Raw genomic sequence first — 18018 nt, 5'->3', positions numbered from 1 at the left:
CATTTCTCAATATGCCGATGCTATGAACAAAGTTGTTAATGTGACTAATAGTGGTATGGCCGCAGCGGCAGCAGCCGCACAGAATCATAGCAACTCAATGGTTCAAAAAGTAGGGCAAATCATGAGCAAATTGAGTGCGAATATGCCCACGAACTTAGCGGGCATTGCACCAGCGATGACGGCAGTTTTTAGTAAAGCAGGCGGTCAGATTCAGCGGGTAATTGCATCTATTGGCGAAAAGATTCCTCAGCCGTTTCAATCGGCGTTTAATCAAGTAGCCAGCATTGTTCAGTCAGGATACTCGAAAATAAGTAACGGATTTTCTAGTGTTCTGAATTCTGTTGCTAAATCTGCCAATGGACTTGGTGCTTCTGTTAGTAGCGGATTCGAAAAGATTGCGTCTGTGGCTAACTATACGGCCACGAAAGTTCCGGCGCCATTTAAGCAAGCATTTCAAACAATTGGCTACACAGCAAATACACTGGGAAGTTTAACAAATACGGGTTTCTTAGGAATTGCTAGTGTTGCGCAGAACGCAAGCAACAAGATTCCGCCAACCTTTAGCAAGGCATTCTCCGCAGTAGTATCTGGTGCCAACAATATGGCCAATAAGATCACTGCGCCAATGAATAAAGTCGTCACTACAACAGGTAATTTAGCCACACAGGTAGGGTCGAAACTTACGAATGCTTTTAGTACTGCTGGTTCGAAAGCGGCCAATGCTTTGAATAGCATCGGCTCCAATACAGATAAAGCTTCCTCAAAAACTGCAAGCCTAGTCAAACAAATTGTAGGTGTAGGTGTTGCGTTTGCGGCTTTAAATAAGATCAAAAGTGGCATTACGGATACTGTTTCGAAAGCTGCAGAGTTTGAGCAAAAAATGAGTAACATCAAAGCAGTAACCGGTGAGAGCTCGGAGACGATGAAGAAATTCAACGATGCAGCAATCAAAGCCGGGGCAGAAACTGCTTATTCAGCTAGTGAAGCGGCCGATGCCATTGGAGAGCTTTCTAAAGCCGGAGTCTCTACTAAAGATATCTTAAATGGTGGTTTAACAGGCGCTCTAAACTTAGCAACCGCAGGAGAACTAGATTTAAAGAGCGCAGCAGAAATAGCATCGACGGCACTGAATGCATTTAAAAACGACAATCTCACTGTTGTAGATGCTGCAAATCAATTAGCCGGTGCAGCAAATGCATCAGCGACAGACGTTGGAGAATTGAAATTCGGCTTGTCCATGGTTTCAGCGGTCGCTTCTGGTGTTGGATTAAGTTTTAATGATACAACAGATGCTCTTGCAGTATTCGCTCAAAACGGGTTAAAAGGATCAGATGCAGGGACTTCATTGAAGACAATGCTTCAAAATTTACAACCACAAACGGATAAAGCACAGGCAAAGATGCAAGAATTAGGCTTGATGACCGAAGAAGGAGCGAATCAGTTCTTTGATGCCAATGGGAAGATTAAATCTTTCGCAGATATCTCGCAATTATTGAAAGACAAGTTATCCGGTCTGACCCAACAACAGCAACAACAAGCGCTAAAAACGATGTTTGGTACGGATGCAGTACGTGCAGCTACTATCGCGATGAATGAAGGCGCTGATGGAGCAAATTCTATGCAAGAAGCCATCAGCAAAGTGACAGCAGCCGAAGTTGCAAAAGAAAAGCTAAACAATCTAAAAGGTGCCATTGAAGGGTTGAGCGGATCGTTCGAGACACTTCAAATTAAAGTGGGAACAGCCGTTTTACCAATACTCACAACATTAGTACAAGCGGTCGATAAATTTGTGGATAAACTCGGACAATCTCAAGGTCTTGATAATTTCTTGGGAATTATTGAAAAAGTAAACATTGTGCTTAGTCAATTCATCAATAAAAGTGATCTGTCAGGGCAACAAGCAGTTGAGTTTACCAATGCATTTAGAGATTTAAGTACAATTGTCAAACAGTTTTTGCCATTGGCCTCAGTGTTAGGTGGAGCGCTAGTGCTAGATGGAGTACTGCCTGGCATTCAGAAATTAAGTAAAGGATTTACTGGTTTAGGGACTAACTACAAAGAGCAAGCAAAACTGATTAAGGATGAAACCAAAGATATAGCCAATAAAGTTGAATTAGAGACACAGAGAAATGGTGCTGCTGCTGGAAATGCTCTAAAACAAAGTTTAGAAGAAACTAAAACAAAGTTCTCTGGCTTTAGCTCAATTATGGACAAGTCTAAGAATTCTATTCTTGGACTGCAGGGAGGAATCTCATCACTAGCAGGTAAGATTCCTTACATTGGGTCTAGCCTAGAGAGTGCAAGCTCGGTAGGTATGAATGCTTTAAATGGAATGACTGTTGCAATGGGCACAATTATGAAAGTAGCTTTAGCTGCAGTTGGTCCAGCGGCCATCTTAGGTCTTGTCGTTGCCGGGTTAGGATTAGTCAACAATCAGTTTGGAACACAGATTGATCAAATGCTGGCTACCGTTACCACAAAAGGCCCAGAAATTATTACTAGTCTAGTGACGGGTATTACCTCTCAATTGCCGCAATTAATTGCTAGTGGTACTGAATTGATTTCAAAATTGGCGAATACAATTGCTACAATGCTTCCACTCATTGTGCAAGCTGGTGTGGATGTTATCGGATCACTAGTGGGTGGTGTCGAACAGAACTTGCCATCGTTGATTAGTTCAGCGTTGACCATTATTACAACTATTTTGACCTCATTGGCTAGTGCATTACCGCAGCTACTGGCAATGGGTATGAATTTATTGTTAAGTCTTGTAAATGGGATTATAAAAAACATTCCGCAAATAGTTAGTTCAGTTCAGACTATTTTGCAGACGTTTGTGCAGAATGTCGTGACAAACTTACCTCAAATTATTCAAACAGGTATTCAGATTTTACTTGGTTTAATTGATGGATTGACTCAAATGCTTCCACAATTATTACCAGTTGCATTAAACGCAATCTTGCAATTGATTCAAGGGTTAATGAGTAATATCCCTCAATTGATGCAAGGGGCCGTTCAGATTGTCAATGGATTGTGTAATTTCATTGTGCAAAACTTGCCTATGATCCTGCAAGCAGCTATTCAAATTATCATGGCTATCGTGAATGGGCTGGTCCAAAATTTACCATCCATTATTTCTGCAGGTATTCAGATCATCATTTCGCTAATCACTACGATTATTCAAATGTTGCCTGATATCGCAATGGCTGGACTGCAAATTATCGTATCACTGGCTTCCGCAATTCTGGAAGCTATTCCTAACGTTCTCCAGGGCGCTTGGGATGGCATAAAAAACGGGTTCTCGAACTTGTGGAATACTCCTACTGGCAAATCTGGAGAAACCAGCACCAAGCTTACAACAGATGCTACAACAACTGCTAATGGTATGGGGTCGGCTTACAGTCAGGCGAACATGAACGTTACTGGTTCTATGAATCAGATGAATACGAATGTTAGTAACTTGAGTACCATGAGTTCAAATAATGCGATTAATGCGGCGGCCAATGCAAATGTTCAGTCTACCTCGCAATATCAAGGTATGCAAAGTAATGTTTCTGCAAGTACAAGCAATCTAGCCAATGTTGTTGGTCAAAATACCCAATCGGCCTCAACATCCGCTACCAATAATGCCAGTCAAGCAAATGCGAATGTTTCTAGAGATTTCCAAAGCATGTACGGAAGTGTGAATCAGACAACGGCGAGTGTATCATCTGCAGTAAGCCAAAATATGAACCAAGCTTCTGCTAGTGCTTCAGACGCTTCAGCAACGATGTACAAAAACGTAACAAACAATGCTAAAAACATCAACACAGGATCAACTCAAGAAATATCAACGATGACTCGGAATGTAAATCAATCGATGAACAACATGAGTCAGACGGTTTCGTCAGCAATGAGCAACGTTTCCAAATCAGTGAACAGCGGATTTTCTAGTATATCTAGTGCTAATACGCAATCTATTAGAAACATGGTTCAAACGATGTCTTCGGGCATGAATCAGATGAGTAGTGCATTTTCTAGTGGAATGAGCAATATGGTATCCACTGCTTCTGATGTTTCTAATCGCATTTCCTCGGCCTTTAACTACTTGAGTAGTTCTTTATACTCTGTTGGCTATAACGCAGGAATTGGATTGAACAATGGTTTAGTAAGTGCTTCGAATGCGATTTACAGTACAGCGAATGCCATTGCTAGTAATGTCGCTAACCAGATGAGGGCTGCACTGGATATCCATTCACCTTCGCGTGTTATGGCTAAGATCGGTGGTTTTATCGGTTCGGGATTAGTCAATGGGATGCAAGCGATGTTGCCGAAAATTGACGAGCAGGCGTTTGCTTATGCAAATGCTATTTCAGATCAAGAGTATTCTGCACGCTCTGTTGTTACGGCGGATACGAGAAGCGTGACAAGTAAAATCAATTCTTCGATGGGTGAATTAAGTGACGACGTGCAAAACAGTCAGCTTAAAGAGCCCGTTTTTGAAGTTCATAATGAACTGGTTGGTGACAAGATTTACACGATAGTGAAGCAAAAGGACGCACGAAATTCAAATCGAATCAATTTGATTAATAAGAGCTGATAGGAGGAACATAGATGGATTTATACATTGAAAAAGATGACTTAAAGACAAGAATGTCCTCCTTGGGCGTCCTTGTTCAGGACATTAAGGTCTCGAATGCCGTTGTTGAATCAAATCGTAAGAGAATCAACGGTAAAAACGGCAATTTGTTCATGGGGGCAACACTTACTGAAAAGAAGATATCTGTCGTAGGTAAGTTCTATGTGCCCGATGAATTACAAGATGAATTAATGAAAGATAAGCTTAACGGTATTTTTGCCGATACCGAACCTTATTTTATTACTCGAATGTACAACACTGGAGCTCTTTATGATTTCGAACGGCCTGGACAAAAAAGTGGATTTGATTTATTTAAGTCAGAAAGTCAACGAAAGTACCATTACCGTTACAACGTATTACTAGATGGTGAAATAGACTATTCCTTTATGGGTTACAGTAGCCGCGGTTTACTCTACGAGGTTAGTTTTACTTTTGTTACAGCAGATATTCCTTTTGGCGTGACAATCCCTAAGACGCTTGAGCTACCTGCTAAAAGTGGTTTTATTGAATACAAAGGAACTGCGCCATGTAGCCAATTGGAGTGGCCTTGGTCTGTCGAACTCACGGCAAAAGCAAGTTCTGGTAATACGTTTACCTTTACGATAGGTGGAAAAGTATTTCGTTACACAGGGAGTAAAACAATTGTAAGTGGAGATGTCTTTCGTTTGGAGGGGTCCGCGTTTACATTAAATAGTTTGAATATTAATGATAAAACCAATTTGGAGTATTTCGTATTGGAGCCGAATCAAGAAGGTTTTCTTCCTTATAACACTTCAATGAGTAATGCTTCGATACAACTTTTAAATAAAGTTGATTTTTATAGATAGATTTGGAGGTGATAATTAATGGCAGTCTTTAAAAATGTTAGGAAAGAAGCCTTTGTTGCTCTCGCTGAGGTCTCTTATAGCCATAAAGTAAATGGAGAAAAATCAATTAAAGGGACGATTTATACTGGAGATGAAGTTATTAGTGGGATTGATCGTGGCTGGTCGCTCGAATTTAAAGGGGAAGTTTTTTACATTACGTATGCTTTACCCGTTGATAACGGTGAATCCGTCACAGTGGAGTTTGATGCGATCCATGAGTTTTTCTATAAAATGGGAAAATCGTCTGTTTATGAATTGTTAAATGGGTCGAATACGGCGAAGACATATTTAGATTTAATCTTCAGTAATAGCGGCTATAACTATTCTTTAAGCGCCTCGTTACCTGCTTTTGAAAAACAGAACTTTGGCATGAAGAATCGGCTTGCTTTATTTAACGACTTTATTAATAGCACCTCGACTGAATTCAAAGTAGTGGGAAAAACGGTAACAATTGTAGAAAAATTGGGTAGTGATCTTTCAACGATTGTCCGTAAAGGATTCAATATGCAGGAACTGGGATTGGAACAAAATATCGGGGACTTCGTCACTTACGCGAAAGGTTTCGGTGCATTTGTCGATCCTGATGATGAGTCAAAAGGAAGGTTGGAAGCGACGTATAAGAGTCCGTTAGCGGATATTTATGGAATACTTGAATCTGATCCAGTTGTCGATGAACGGTACACGAAAACAGAAAGCATGTTAGTCAGACTGAAAGAACTAGTGGAATCTTCCTACAGTATCTCTGTTTCTTTGACTGTAGAGGATTTACAAAAAGCCGGGTACAACTATGCTTTCCCTAATCCAGGAGACTATATTTCTGCAATTAACGAAGAACTTCACTTCCAACAAAAAATACGCATCGTAGGGATCGAAGAGTCGTTCGATGTACTTGGCGAATCATTAGAAAAAAGCGTGGTTTGTAATTCACTAAATTTGGTTGATCAAAAGAATCAGGCAGATGCAAGTAATTCCCAAAACTGGTCTGACATTATGAATGGTGTAAAGCCTATTCCCAATGAATGGTTAACAGATGCCATACGAAATGCGACAAACGCCTTATTGGAAGCCCAAACAGAGGTGCGCTTTACGAATAACGGTATCCTAGCTGTGGAAAAAGAAGACAGCAACAGGCTCGTTCTCATGAACTCTGCAGGTATTGGCGTATCAACTGATGGGGGTAAAACTTTCGAAAATGCGCTCACAGCTCAAGGTGTTAATGCTAGTGTTGTAAATACAGGTATCTTGCGAGCGATTAAGATTCAAGGCAAGAACATAATGATCGATCTTACAAGTGGCGAAGTAAGTTTTAAACAAGGTGAAATTATAGGGAAAGACCTAAAAATAGACATTACTAACGGAGAAATGAAAACAGTACAGAAAGCCAATCAAGGCACAACAACTGTTGACTATTCAAACGCTCAAATTAGATTTAGAGACAATAGAAGTAATAAAGAAGCTGCTATTACAGGTTGGGGCGTTGGCCAAGAGAATTCTGCGGAATATATTCCTGCGCTTCAACTCGGGGCACACAAAACACTTCGCTTATTTCTTTATTATGATCCTTCAAAAGAAGCGAGACTGACAGATAGGGGATGGTTTGTTTCCTCTACAACAGCCCTTTATGATTTGAGTGATAGTTTTTCAATTAATGCTCCAAGATTTAGTGTAACAGGAACAAAAAATGCGATTCATCCGACTCGAGAGGGTGTTCGAGCAACACCAGCGTACGAAACAACGGAAAGTTATTTAGGGGATATTGGCAGAAGTGTGACAAACACTGATTGTGAAGTTTGGGTATCAATCGATCCAATTTTTAGTGATACCGTCAATTTAGACATCCCTTATGAAGTTTTTTTACAGGTTTATGATAATGCGCGAGTGTGGGTATCTGATTTTCGATCAGATGCCTTTTTAGTTTGTTCCGATCAACCAAGGGTCCGATTCGCCTACGAATTGAAAGCAAAACGAATGGGGTACGAAAATGAACGGTTGGTTTTATTTGAAGAAATAGATAATAAAGAAACTGAGCAAATTTGGGGACCGCAAGAATTTAAAGAAAAAGTGAAAGAGGTGAGTAATTGAATATGTTGACTCTTGATATTAATAAAGAAATGACTGGTGGTCACATTGTTCATGGTCGGGTGGGAGACAATAATAGTCCCACTGAAAAAGTAAGTGTCATAGGTAGTGATGGAGCCCCTTTGAATTTAACCGATGTTTCAATCTCTTTTATGGGAAACACAAAGGATAATCAGACCATAATCAGTGACTCAGCTGGCGTAAAAATTCTTGATTCTACAAAAGGATTATTCCAATATACCTTTCCAAGTGCTGCTTTTAGTATTGCGGGTCCTTATGAACGAGCCTACTTTTTATTTACCGGTAAGGACGGCAAAATTTTCTCTAGTGGGAATTTCGAAATATTGGTATTCGATAATGCAGATATAACCGCTGAAGAGGCGGAAACGGTGATTAACGAATACAATAAGTTGGTTGCAGAACTTCAAGTGTTACAAAAGAAAAACATGGATGAATTGAAAAAACAACAATCTGATTATATTCGTTCGACAGACGCCTCTTTTAGTGCTATTCAAAATAATATCACAAACATACAAAATCAAATGACTGATTTTGTTTCTGTAATTGATACAACGGCTTCAAATTTCCTTGGTGTAGTGAATCAATATGTCGCAGAGGGAAGGAATACTATTTCTAATAGTGTTACACAAGCGATTGATATGGTTCAAAAAGCATTAGACGAATTTAAAAAAGCCAATTTTTATACCACGACACAAGCGGACGATCGCTTTGCGAAGAAAAGTGAGGTGTCGTTAGCGTATACCTTAAAGGATCAACTACAATCGATTGACGACGCCAATAAGATATGGGAAATCGGTTTTTATCCATTTCAAAATATTTTTCCGCCAGCAAATATGCCAAATGTGAGTGGTTTATCTGGGAGTGGTACAGGGTATTTATTAGTAAGTAATCGAAGAGACTCTGATTTCATTGTAGAAACATCACAAATGGCGATGTATCCAGATTTAGGTAGGATTTATACGCGCTACCAGGATGGCTATGTGACGAAATCAACGCAAAATCCTACTTTGAAATTCTTTGATTGGCATTTAATAGCTGGTGGTTCGCCAGCATCAGCAGAAGAAATATTAATTGGGGATCGTGACGATGTAATGATAACACCCAAAGGATTGAAGCAGGCCACAGCTGGCAGCATCGTATTCGAAGAACATTTTGGAATGGGTACCGCATTAGCGAGTATTAGTACAGATGGTCTAGTACTTCCAATTGGTGCTAGTGTAGGCGGCTCATCAAATTATGTGAATAATAGACCGTATACAATCAACTCTGATACTACATTGACAATTACAAAAAAATGTAGGTTGAAAGTGTCAGGAAACGTCCGTTTCGTTCCAGAAGCTACTAATAGTCCTTCTGACTATATTTACACTCATCTTGCCGTTAATAATGTATATATGGACTTTGCTTCACAGGGGTCTACTCGCCTATCGGACGGTACTCTAAAACTATCGTGGGCTTATACAGGTACAGGTATTGTCGATGTAAATGAAGGGGACAAATTATGGATACGGTCTTCTCTTAGAGGCGGCAAACAAGTATATAATTTGGCGCTAATGAATTTGACCATTGAAGAAATTCGTTCAAGTGACAATGAGCCTATTTATCCAATGGCAAAACTGTCTGACAATCCCGTAGCACGCCAGACAGAATTAGTTCAAGTTGGTGACTGGGTAGACTTAATTCTTGCATCAACGGCTGAAGTTGCGGATAATGCTAAACCTCAGTATAGGGTGATTGTTTATCCTAATGGTGGTAAAACACGTAAGAAGGTAGAATTTAGGGGTGCTGTTCGTGCTAGTGCTACGCACAATTTGACGTCTAGTTCCAGTAGTTTAGTAGTGGCTACGTTAGGAACTACAATCAGCGCACCACAAACAACAATTGTGACCGGTGCGACGAACCATTTATCATTTATGGGTAGAGTCGCTACTACAAACGCTGGATGGTTAGGTGTAGGCAATCAATCGGGAACAACCTTAGAATATATTTATTTAAACCAACTCACATACTGGTTAGATTAGATTTCACTATGTATTGGTTAAATAGCAAAAAGAGTATTTCAGCACACTTTCGAGTGTGCTTTTTATTTTGATTGGAAGGGGGAGTCAGGTGGATGGAACTAGAAGCACAAGTCAAACAGCATGAAGACAAACTGAATAAACATGACGAAGATATTAAACGATTGAACGAGCGATCCTTAGCAATGCAAAAAACAATGGATGAAAGTTTGATTCGAGTGGATGAATCAAATAAATACTTGCGTGAACAAAACACGGAACAGATGAAACAAAATAATGAAATTTTAAACGCAATACTGACACGGAACACGGATGCTGAGAAGCGTTCGGATGAATTAAAGAGACTGAATACGGAAAATCTTTGGAAAATGATTCTAGGTATTGGCGGGTCTGCAGCGGTTATTTTTGCGTTTATTATGGAGCTACTTAAATTTTTAGGAGGAAGATAAAAATGGATCTATCTTTTATTACAGAAAACTTTGTACCAGTAATTGTTGTCGCGTGTTTGATTGTAGGCTACGTAATTAAAGCGACACCACTATTTAATAAATTGGCTAATTTATATATCCCACTGATTGTGGCAGTGTTAGGAGCTGCATTGGGCGCAGTAATGAATGGCGTCAGTGTGGAATCCATTGTCTATGGTGCAGTGAGCGGGTTAGCCTCTACAGGGTTACATCAAGTCTTTACAAAACTATTGAATTTAGGAGGGAATGACTAATGTTTGAAGAAGGAAAGTTTGTCACAGCAATTGGCAGTTTTATTGTGAAAGAAGTTGGTGACGAATTCGTTGAATTAGATTCTTTCGGAAAAGGTGGCGTAGAAGTCACAGATACCTATATAGAAAATGGATTTTCTGAAATCACTTCGGAAGGGATCGAAAGAGAATTTGATGGATTTACTGTTGGAGATTTTTTCAAGTTAAACGGGAAGTATAAGGTTCTCCGTTCGAATGACATTTTTACGAAGGTTCAAGCAGGAGAATACATGTTATCTCTCCCTAATCATAAATTGATGGAGGTGGCTTAACATGCAATTAATGTCAGGTATTGCAGGCGGCCGTGGAAGAAATCCCTATGGAGTGGTTATCCACAATGATGCAGCTTCGGAAGGCGCTACTACTACTTTTTATAGAAATTGGTTACCAAGTCATAATGCAGAGCTGGGTTTCGCCCATTGGTATGTGTGTAGTGACGGTATCTTACAAGTTGAGAATGAAGCAAATATGGCATGGCATACAGCGAATGCAAATGGGAATGCGAATTATATAGGGATTGAAGCTTGTCAATCTATGGGAAATCTAGACACGTTCAGAAATAATGAAGATCGTTCAGTAAAACTAGCTGCTGAAATTTTAAAACGCTATGGACTACAACCGAATAGAAATACGGTAATCTTGCACAAACAATTCTCAGCCACCGCCTGTCCGCATAGATCGGTATCGGTGCATGGAGATTGGACGATCATGCAAGATTATTTTATTGCTCAAATTCAAAAATACATGAATGGTTCTACACCGAATCCTTCACCTAAACCTCAACCTTCTGAAAATAAAAACGGCATTGCGATTGATAACGTCTCTAAAGATCAGGCGGTAAAAATGGTTCAGCGTATTCAAACGAAATACGCCTGGACGTTGCTTCGTGACCAAGTGAAACGTGTGTTGCAGCCGAACAAAGTCTATACGCTGGTTATCACTTGCGATTCAAAATGGAAGTATGAGAATGCGGTCAATCGTTTGAAGCAAGAGCTTAAAACATACTATCCAGGCTACATGCAGCAAAACATTGCGATCGTTGATGGAGACAAACCTATAATCAAGATCGAGGCACGGAATTTGAATGATGAGCAAAGCAAGAAGATGGAAGGCCACATGCGCGACTTCTTGAAAGACATCTTACTAGATGGTCAAACATACGCAGAAGCGAATTCTTATGGAACCTATGACGTTCGCGTTAAAGGGGAAGGGTTTAACAATACAGATGCGCCTATTGTATTGAAGGAAATTCAAGAAATGGGTAAAACGAAGGATGTTGGAATTAATCCAACGCATATTAAAGGATTTAAGTATTAAAAAACAATTGTAATTTAATGGTCAAAGAGTTATAGTATAAGTCGTAAGTTACCATACTTACTTCTTCTTTCATAAGAAAGTTTTTCTTGATCAGCAGCCAGCCTTTGTTCAGGTTGGTTGTTTTTGTGGTGGTATAAACACTTTTATTAATAAGAATCCGCTTGAAAAAAATCGAATATCAAGGCATAATATGGCTAAGGTTTTCGTTAAACCTTACTTCTTTCATAACTAAGTTTCATCTTGATCGGCAACCAGTCGTGTGCGGACTGGTTGTTTCTTTGTGTAGTGTATCACTTTTCAATGAGTGTATCATTTGCAAAGAAAACGATTTATGGGTAAGTTTATTGTCATGGGAAGTCACTCGCCCATAAAAAAGAGCGTCAGATACAGTCGTTTGGGGAAGCGGACTGTATCCGGCGTTCTATTTCTGTATTATAACACGTTTAAAAAATAATAATACTCATTTAAAATTACCCTTAGTTCAATTGGTAGAATACTCCGGTTCATATCGGAAGACGCGGGTTCAAGGCCTGCGGGGTACATAATTGCGAGTATATAATTGCTAAAATACTTTTCAATAATGACTAATAAAATAAATAGTTAGCTAATGCTGCCAAACTATGTTATGCTTCTCAAGTAATCGATTTTGAAATGTGATGTGGACTGTATATATTTAACCGTATTGAAATCCTTTTACTATCAACAATTAATTGCGAAAAAGAACGTACTTGATACGTAACAGGAGGAAATATACATGAATAACGGTACAGTAAAATGGTTTAACGCAGACAAAGGTTTTGGATTTATTACTGGTGAAGATGGCAACGATGTATTTGCACATTTTTCAGCTATCCAAAGCGACGGCTTCAAAACTTTAGAAGAAGGTCAAGCAGTGACTTTCGACGTAGAAGAAGGCCAACGTGGACCTCAAGCTACAAACATTCAAAAAGCTTAATAAAAATTAGTTGAATTATCGGCCGTCTCCTCCTAGGGGCGGCTTTTTTGTACCCTTAGCTCAGTTGGTTAGAGCAGACGGCTCATAACCGTCCGGTCGTAGGTTCGAGCCCTACAGGGTACATTAAAAAACACCCTCTACAGCCTTAGTTGGTTGTGGAGGGTGCTTTTTAATGTCTTATTTTATTGAAGATTTAAAGAGATGTCGTAACTTTTTGTATAATCATCAACATTTTCAACTTTTGTGTCCGTTGCTTTCCATAAGACTCGAAGATCTTTAATTGAAGAAGCATCAATCTGATTTGATAAGGAATATGAAATTACTCCAGTTTTTGTAACTCCGGGCGAAATTGTTCCACCTAAATCATTGTTACTATCTGATAAATTAACTTTTCCTTGCTGATCACCGATGACTATGTTTCCTTGATTTGGATAGACCATAATATCTCTATCAGAGTTATTTGTAATGGTGAAATTAACCCCAACTGCCAAAGCTGTTGTTGAGCCATCTAAATTTTGTTCAGGGTCATGAGGCTCTACAATCTTTACTTTATCTATTTTGGTAGTAAGGCCGTGCCAATCTTCACTCCAGTTTGTAGAATAAAGTTTTTCAAATTTGAATGAAGAACTTTCTTGTTTAGAATTTGTATCACTGACTAAAGATGTTTCTGATGTTTCAGACTTTTTAGATGAACTGTCTGTTCCTTTCGATGTACTATTTGTGTCACCGCATCCAGACAAAACTAAAACTACCACCAAACTAAAAAACAAACCTAAAATCTTTTTCAAAATCATTCTCCTTCTTTCATTTTAATAATGGATAAATTTATTCTACCATTGAAAATAAGAAATTAAACAGTCAATGTCTAAAAATTCATCATTATCTTCGTCTTGCTAATAACTCCAAACTTCTTCACCACAAACTGTTTTCTATAGTATATAATCACCAGCAACAGTTTTTTGGTAGCACGGATCATTAGAAAAGATTATATTCCTAGACGATTGGTAAATTCATCTTTGTCTAGAATACGCAGCTCCTGGACGACTAATTGATTTGTCTTGTTGAAATGACCTTTCACTGCTACTGTATATTTGTCATCCGGCAGCATCATTATTTGTCTACTCAATATTTCTTTCGTGATTATACAATTGATTAGGGTTTCCTCTGTTGCTAATGTGAATCTCACTAGCAGTGGCTTTTCTTCAATCAATTTAATTTTTGTTAGCATTCCAGTAAATGTATCCTTATAATCACCTCGAATTTAGTATAGCATAGGCAGAATATTAAGACTAAAAAGGGGCAAAAAAGGGGCAAAAAAGTCTAACTAGTCCGTTCTAGCTCGAATTTTTATCGTGAATAAATTGTTATTAAACATTGGTTTAAAGCGTTTTTTGACTAGTTTGAACAAGTGATAAAACGTTCAGTTTGATGGGCGGCATGATGTAAGAAATGCTAAGATAGAAAGCACTCTCAAAGCCATCGGGAATTTTCCCGGTGGCTTCTTTTTGCGTATTCATAAACGAGAATGGGTGTCAAAAAATCAGTAATCCACAAGGAAAGAACTCTGAAATTGCTTCCGGTGGGTGACTCCTTCTGTCATTAAAAAAGAAGGTACTAATCGGAATAGAAATACATAAACAAAATCTATTGATTATATGTAAATAAACTATTGGAATTTATTGATTAAATTTCTTACAATGAGCGTAAGAAGGAAGTGTACTTCCTTGTTCACAAATTATCAAAAGAATGTTTCAACGTAAATGGAGCAGCAGGCTAATGTATAGAAGAAATGAAAAAAATAATTTGGCACGCGTATGACAATTCATGTGAAGTTTGTTACATATCAAAAGAATTTGATGAATAAAGCGTTTATTTTGAAAGGAGAACCATATGTTAAGAAATTTATTTGATGAGATTCCGTTAGCATCCGGGACAAGTTTTAAGAATCGTTTGTTTATGTCGCCAATGACAACACAATCCGCTTTTTATGACGGAGAAATCACACAGCAAATTATTGATTATTATGCATTTCGTTCAGGCGATGCGGCTGCAATCATCGTTGAAAGTTGCTTTATTGAAGATAAAGGCCGAGGATTTCCTGGAGCTTTGGGTGTAGATACAGATAAAAAAGTTGCTGGTTTGACTGAATTGGCACAAGCGATCAAGTCAAAAGGTTCAAAATCGATCATGCAAATTTATCATGCAGGTAGAATGGCGTGGCCTGAAATCAACGGCGGTGCAGTACCGATTTCAGCAAGTCCAGTGGCAGCATTGAGACCTAACGCACCTGTCCCTCGTGAAATGACAGAAGAACAGATTTTAGAAATGATTGCATTTTTCGGCGACGCGACTCGTCGTGCGATTGAAGCAGGCTTTGACGGTGTGGAAATCCACGGTGCGAACACGTTTCTTTTGCAACAGTTTTTCTCTCCGCATTCAAATCGTCGTGAGGACCAATGGGGCGGCAGCCGTGAGAAGCGGGCGAAATTTCCATTAGAAGTGATGAAAGAAGTTCAACGCGTTGCAAAAGAACAAGGCGCGGAAAACTTTATCGTCGGCTATCGTTTTTCTCCTGAAGAATTGGAAGAGCCAGGAATTCATTTTGACGATACGATGTATTTATTGAATACGCTTGCGGAATTACAGCCGGATTATTTCCACTTTTCAATGGGGGCTTATACCCGTCCATCGATTGTTGATTCTGATGATCCAGAACCATTGATCACAAAATACTTAGCACAACGTTCTCCTGTATTGGCTCAAATCCCAATCATGGGTGTAGGATCGATCTTGCAACGTGCAGATGCTGAAGATGCCATGAAACTTGGCTATGATTTGCTGGCAGTTGGTAAAGGATTCTTGATCGAACCAAACTGGGTAAACATGATCAAGGAAGGGCAAGAAGTGATTGATTACGCACATGTGAGTGCGCAACGCAAATTGTTGATCCCAACACCATTGTGGGACTTCATGTCATATATGGTCATTGACCCAGAAGAAGAAAAACGCAAACATGAACGATTGAAAGAACTGCAAAAGGTGAAACTGACATTCAAGCCAGGGACCTATACAGTGGAAGCAAAGGGTCATAACAGCGAGCTTGCAATGAATGTGACATTCTCTGAAGAACGAATCGAAAAAATCGAAGCGGATCAAAGCAATGAGTCAGAAGGATTATCGGATCAAGTATTCATTCGTTTGCCGCAACAAATCATTGATGGTCAAACCCTGAATGTAGACGTGATCTCAGGGGCTTCTGCTTCTAGCCAAGGGCTGATTGACGGAGTTGCTGAAGCTGTCGAGATGGCAGGAGCCAGCTCTGAAGTATTAAAGGCACGTCCAAAACCAACCATTAAATGGTCTAAAGAAGTTGTTGAAGAAGAAGCAGATGTCGTGATCGTTGGGTCAGGAGCTGCAGGGATCTCGGCAGCATTGCGAGCAGATCAAATGGGTCTTAAAACGATTGTAGTAGAAAAATTGAGTTTCGTAGGCGGCGCGATTTCAATCAGCGGCGGAAATCAAGTTGTTATGGGCTCTAAATTACAAGCAGCGGCAGGGGTCAGCGATGACACGGCTGAATGTATGGTGGAAGATTTCCTTGCAAACGGCAGCGGACTGAACGTACCAGAATTATTGACGACATTGGCTGAAAATGTTGGAGAGACGACAGACTGGGTCCATGAATACATGGGCGTTGAATACGATATGAAGAACGGTCTGCATACGCTCGCAGAATATCGGAAAAATCGTGAGTTGGCTTACGAAGATGGCGGTCATGGCTTTGCAGCAAGTGCAAGAAAAGCGTTGGAAAGAAGCAACGTGACGATCTATCTTCAAACAAAGGCTGAAAGCTTATTGACAGATGGAAATGGCAAAGTTACAGGTTTGACAGCGGTAGAGGATACGGGGAAACGCCATAATATTCATGCGCAAGCAGTGATCTTAACAACTGGCGGTTACGGAAACAATCCAAATCTGTTGAGTCAAGAGTTAAACAATATTTTGTTCTACGGAACGAAATCATCTACGGGTGACGGCATTCTGATGACAACGACTCCAGAGCTAAATGCAGCAACACGTTTAATGGAATATGGGAAAATTTATCCGAATGGTGTAGAGGTTTCTCAAGGCTATGCTAAATCAACGATTGGCGGAAATATCGAAGTCTTGAAGCGTAATGGCCTACTAGTAAATACTTCAGGAAAACGTGTGATCAATGAGCGGGCTAGTAATAAAGAAATTTTGAAAGTACTTCTACAGCAAGATCCGCAAATGCTGTTCTTACTGATGGATGCCAAGCACTTTGAAATCTTTACAGAAGCTGTTGAAGAAGGCGGCATTACACGAGAAGATTTGGCACGCTGGATCGAAAACGAAGCAGAAACACCGCAAATTTTCCAAGCAGCTACCTTAGAAGAATTGGCTGAAAAGGCAAATATGTCTCGTGAAAGTTTGGTCGATACTGTTGCCCGCTATAACGGATGGGTAGAGAAGCAAAAAGACGAAGACTTTGACCGTCAGCTAGAGTTCCTGCAAGAAAAAGTTGGTGAAGGTCCTTATTACATGATCGAGCAAAAACCACGTTTTGCTACAACAATGGGTGGTTTGGTGGCAAACAGCGACCTGCAAGTCATGAATCGCAACGATCAAGCGATCGAAGGATTGTATGCGGCTGGAGAAGTAGTCGGTGGTGTAATGGGAAGCGACTCTCCATCAGGTGCGAACAACGCTTGGGCGTTAACTTCAGGAAAATTAGCGGCAGAAACTGTCCAAAAAACAGTTCAAGTAGAATCAATCGTACAATAAAAGTGATCCTGAGGCAGATGCCTCGGGATTTTTTTCTTTTCTAAAAAAATTTTTTTGATTGATTAAAAAACATTTGCTCCATATGTTAAAATAATGAATGAAGAAAAAGAAAACAGTCCATTCGACTAAATGATATAGAAAAGGGGCTTACTGAATGAAATTAATTGAGACACCTTTGAATAGCAATGTTAATTTAGAAACACTCTATCCAAATTTAACGGGTTACCTGTTTGAGCAGCGTCCGGCTATCAAGTTGCTTAAATTGTACGCCTACGACCGAACAAAAATTATCTATGCGGATCGCTTTGATACGATCGATTTATTATTGATCAATCGTCAGCGGAAAATCAGTCATCAAGAAGTCGATACGATCATCCATCGCTTATTGAAAGTTGATCGGAAAGATGTGACTGTCGATGTCGGGTATAAAAAACAAATGATGCAGGCTGGAATCCGACCTAAAGAAGGATACAAAGATATTATTGCTGTGGAATATAAAGTCTCAAAAGAAAAATAATCGTACCACGGGGAAGAGTGTAAAACTTTTCCCCGTGTTCCTTTATAGGCATCGAAATTCAGTT

At 39.5% G+C, this 18018-nt stretch carries 14 protein-coding genes and 2 tRNA genes; 13 read left to right on the top strand and 3 right to left on the bottom strand.

The window, feature by feature from the left end; translation table 11 throughout:
* The first annotated feature begins 40 nt into the window (after positions 1–40).
* From I592_RS11085 to I592_RS11030, 11 genes are all read left to right on the top strand, one after another.
* On the top strand, positions 41–4579 hold the full coding sequence (locus I592_RS11085) for a phage tail tape measure protein (protein WP_244265169.1): 4539 nt from the start codon (positions 41–43) through the stop codon (positions 4577–4579).
* A 14-nt stretch (positions 4580–4593) separates the two neighbouring features.
* Positions 4594–5445: a phage tail domain-containing protein gene (locus tag I592_RS11080; RefSeq protein ID WP_010780120.1), complete on the top strand. Its 852-nt coding sequence runs from the start codon at positions 4594–4596 to the stop codon at positions 5443–5445.
* Positions 5446–5463: 18 nt separating this feature from the next.
* On the top strand, positions 5464–7566 hold the full coding sequence (locus tag I592_RS11075; RefSeq protein WP_010780121.1) for a phage tail protein: 2103 nt from the start codon (positions 5464–5466) through the stop codon (positions 7564–7566).
* A gap of 2 nt (positions 7567–7568) precedes the next feature.
* Entirely contained in the window at positions 7569–9605 is a 2037-nt protein-coding gene (locus I592_RS11070) for a BppU family phage baseplate upper protein (RefSeq protein ID WP_010780122.1), read from the top strand.
* A 92-nt stretch (positions 9606–9697) separates the two neighbouring features.
* Complete coding sequence (locus I592_RS11065; protein ID WP_010780123.1) at positions 9698–10051, top strand: hypothetical protein; 354 nt, start codon at positions 9698–9700, stop codon at positions 10049–10051.
* A 2-nt stretch (positions 10052–10053) separates the two neighbouring features.
* Positions 10054–10323 carry a phage holin family protein gene (locus tag I592_RS11060; RefSeq protein ID WP_010738970.1) on the top strand — a complete coding sequence of 90 codons (270 nt, stop codon included), beginning with the start codon at positions 10054–10056 and terminating at the stop codon, positions 10321–10323.
* Positions 10323–10631: a hypothetical protein gene (locus tag I592_RS11055; RefSeq protein ID WP_010780124.1), complete on the top strand. Its 309-nt coding sequence runs from the start codon at positions 10323–10325 to the stop codon at positions 10629–10631. Before I592_RS11060 ends, I592_RS11055 begins: the two co-directional genes overlap by 1 nt.
* A gap of 1 nt (position 10632) precedes the next feature.
* Complete coding sequence (locus tag I592_RS21010; protein ID WP_010780125.1) at positions 10633–11676, top strand: peptidoglycan recognition protein family protein; 1044 nt, start codon at positions 10633–10635, stop codon at positions 11674–11676.
* Positions 11677–12147: 471 nt separating this feature from the next.
* Positions 12148–12218, top strand: a tRNA-Met gene (locus tag I592_RS11040).
* 212 nt (positions 12219–12430) lie between these two features.
* Positions 12431–12631 carry a cold-shock protein gene (locus I592_RS11035; protein ID WP_010780126.1) on the top strand — a complete coding sequence of 67 codons (201 nt, stop codon included), beginning with the start codon at positions 12431–12433 and terminating at the stop codon, positions 12629–12631.
* 49 nt (positions 12632–12680) lie between these two features.
* Positions 12681–12754, top strand: a tRNA-Ile gene (locus I592_RS11030).
* Positions 12755–12813: 59 nt separating this feature from the next.
* On the opposite strand, the gene I592_RS20725 is transcribed toward I592_RS11030, so the two are convergent.
* From I592_RS20725 to I592_RS21630, 3 genes are all read right to left on the bottom strand, one after another.
* Complete coding sequence (locus I592_RS20725) at positions 12814–13419, bottom strand: DUF4352 domain-containing protein (RefSeq protein WP_010780127.1); 606 nt, start codon at positions 13417–13419, stop codon at positions 12814–12816.
* A 197-nt stretch (positions 13420–13616) separates the two neighbouring features.
* Positions 13617–13859: a hypothetical protein gene (locus I592_RS11020; RefSeq protein WP_010780128.1), complete on the bottom strand. Its 243-nt coding sequence runs from the start codon at positions 13857–13859 to the stop codon at positions 13617–13619.
* 151 nt (positions 13860–14010) lie between these two features.
* Positions 14011–14148 carry a hypothetical protein gene (locus I592_RS21630; protein ID WP_155857544.1) on the bottom strand — a complete coding sequence of 46 codons (138 nt, stop codon included), beginning with the start codon at positions 14146–14148 and terminating at the stop codon, positions 14011–14013.
* A gap of 373 nt (positions 14149–14521) precedes the next feature.
* On the opposite strand from I592_RS21630, the gene I592_RS11015 reads away from it, so the two are divergent.
* Both I592_RS11015 and I592_RS11010 read left to right on the top strand, forming a co-directional pair.
* Positions 14522–17437, top strand: coding sequence for an NADH-dependent flavin oxidoreductase (locus I592_RS11015; RefSeq protein ID WP_010780129.1), 2916 nt, complete (start codon positions 14522–14524; stop codon positions 17435–17437).
* Between the two features lie 154 nt (positions 17438–17591).
* Positions 17592–17954, top strand: a complete 363-nt coding sequence (locus tag I592_RS11010; protein WP_010780130.1) for a DUF1827 family protein — start codon at positions 17592–17594, stop codon at positions 17952–17954.
* Positions 17955–18018: the final 64 nt, after the last annotated feature.

This window comes from Enterococcus gilvus ATCC BAA-350, assembly GCF_000407545.1.
Taxonomy (GTDB): domain Bacteria; phylum Bacillota; class Bacilli; order Lactobacillales; family Enterococcaceae; genus Enterococcus_A; species Enterococcus_A gilvus.
This window is presented reverse-complemented; position numbering and strand designations above follow the sequence as displayed.

Excerpts from the sequence above, each read along its gene's own strand:
- I592_RS11010 (WP_010780130.1), top strand. The coding sequence starts at position 17,592 with ATGAAATTAATTGAGACACCTTTGAATAGCAATGTTAATTTAGAAACA.
- I592_RS11070 (WP_010780122.1), top strand. The coding sequence starts at position 7,569 with ATGTTGACTCTTGATATTAATAAAGAAATGACTGGTGGTCACATTGTT.
- I592_RS11055 (WP_010780124.1), top strand. The coding sequence starts at position 10,323 with ATGTTTGAAGAAGGAAAGTTTGTCACAGCAATTGGCAGTTTTATTGTG.
- I592_RS11080 (WP_010780120.1), top strand. The coding sequence starts at position 4,594 with ATGGATTTATACATTGAAAAAGATGACTTAAAGACAAGAATGTCCTCC.
- I592_RS11065 (WP_010780123.1), top strand. The coding sequence starts at position 9,698 with ATGGAACTAGAAGCACAAGTCAAACAGCATGAAGACAAACTGAATAAA.
- I592_RS11020 (WP_010780128.1), bottom strand. The coding sequence starts at position 13,859 with ATGCTAACAAAAATTAAATTGATTGAAGAAAAGCCACTGCTAGTGAGA.
- I592_RS11060 (WP_010738970.1), top strand. The coding sequence starts at position 10,054 with ATGGATCTATCTTTTATTACAGAAAACTTTGTACCAGTAATTGTTGTC.
- I592_RS11015 (WP_010780129.1), top strand. The coding sequence starts at position 14,522 with ATGTTAAGAAATTTATTTGATGAGATTCCGTTAGCATCCGGGACAAGT.
- I592_RS11035 (WP_010780126.1), top strand. The coding sequence starts at position 12,431 with ATGAATAACGGTACAGTAAAATGGTTTAACGCAGACAAAGGTTTTGGA.
- I592_RS11075 (WP_010780121.1), top strand. The coding sequence starts at position 5,464 with ATGGCAGTCTTTAAAAATGTTAGGAAAGAAGCCTTTGTTGCTCTCGCT.
- I592_RS21010 (WP_010780125.1), top strand. The coding sequence starts at position 10,633 with ATGCAATTAATGTCAGGTATTGCAGGCGGCCGTGGAAGAAATCCCTAT.
- I592_RS21630 (WP_155857544.1), bottom strand. The coding sequence starts at position 14,148 with ATGAATACGCAAAAAGAAGCCACCGGGAAAATTCCCGATGGCTTTGAG.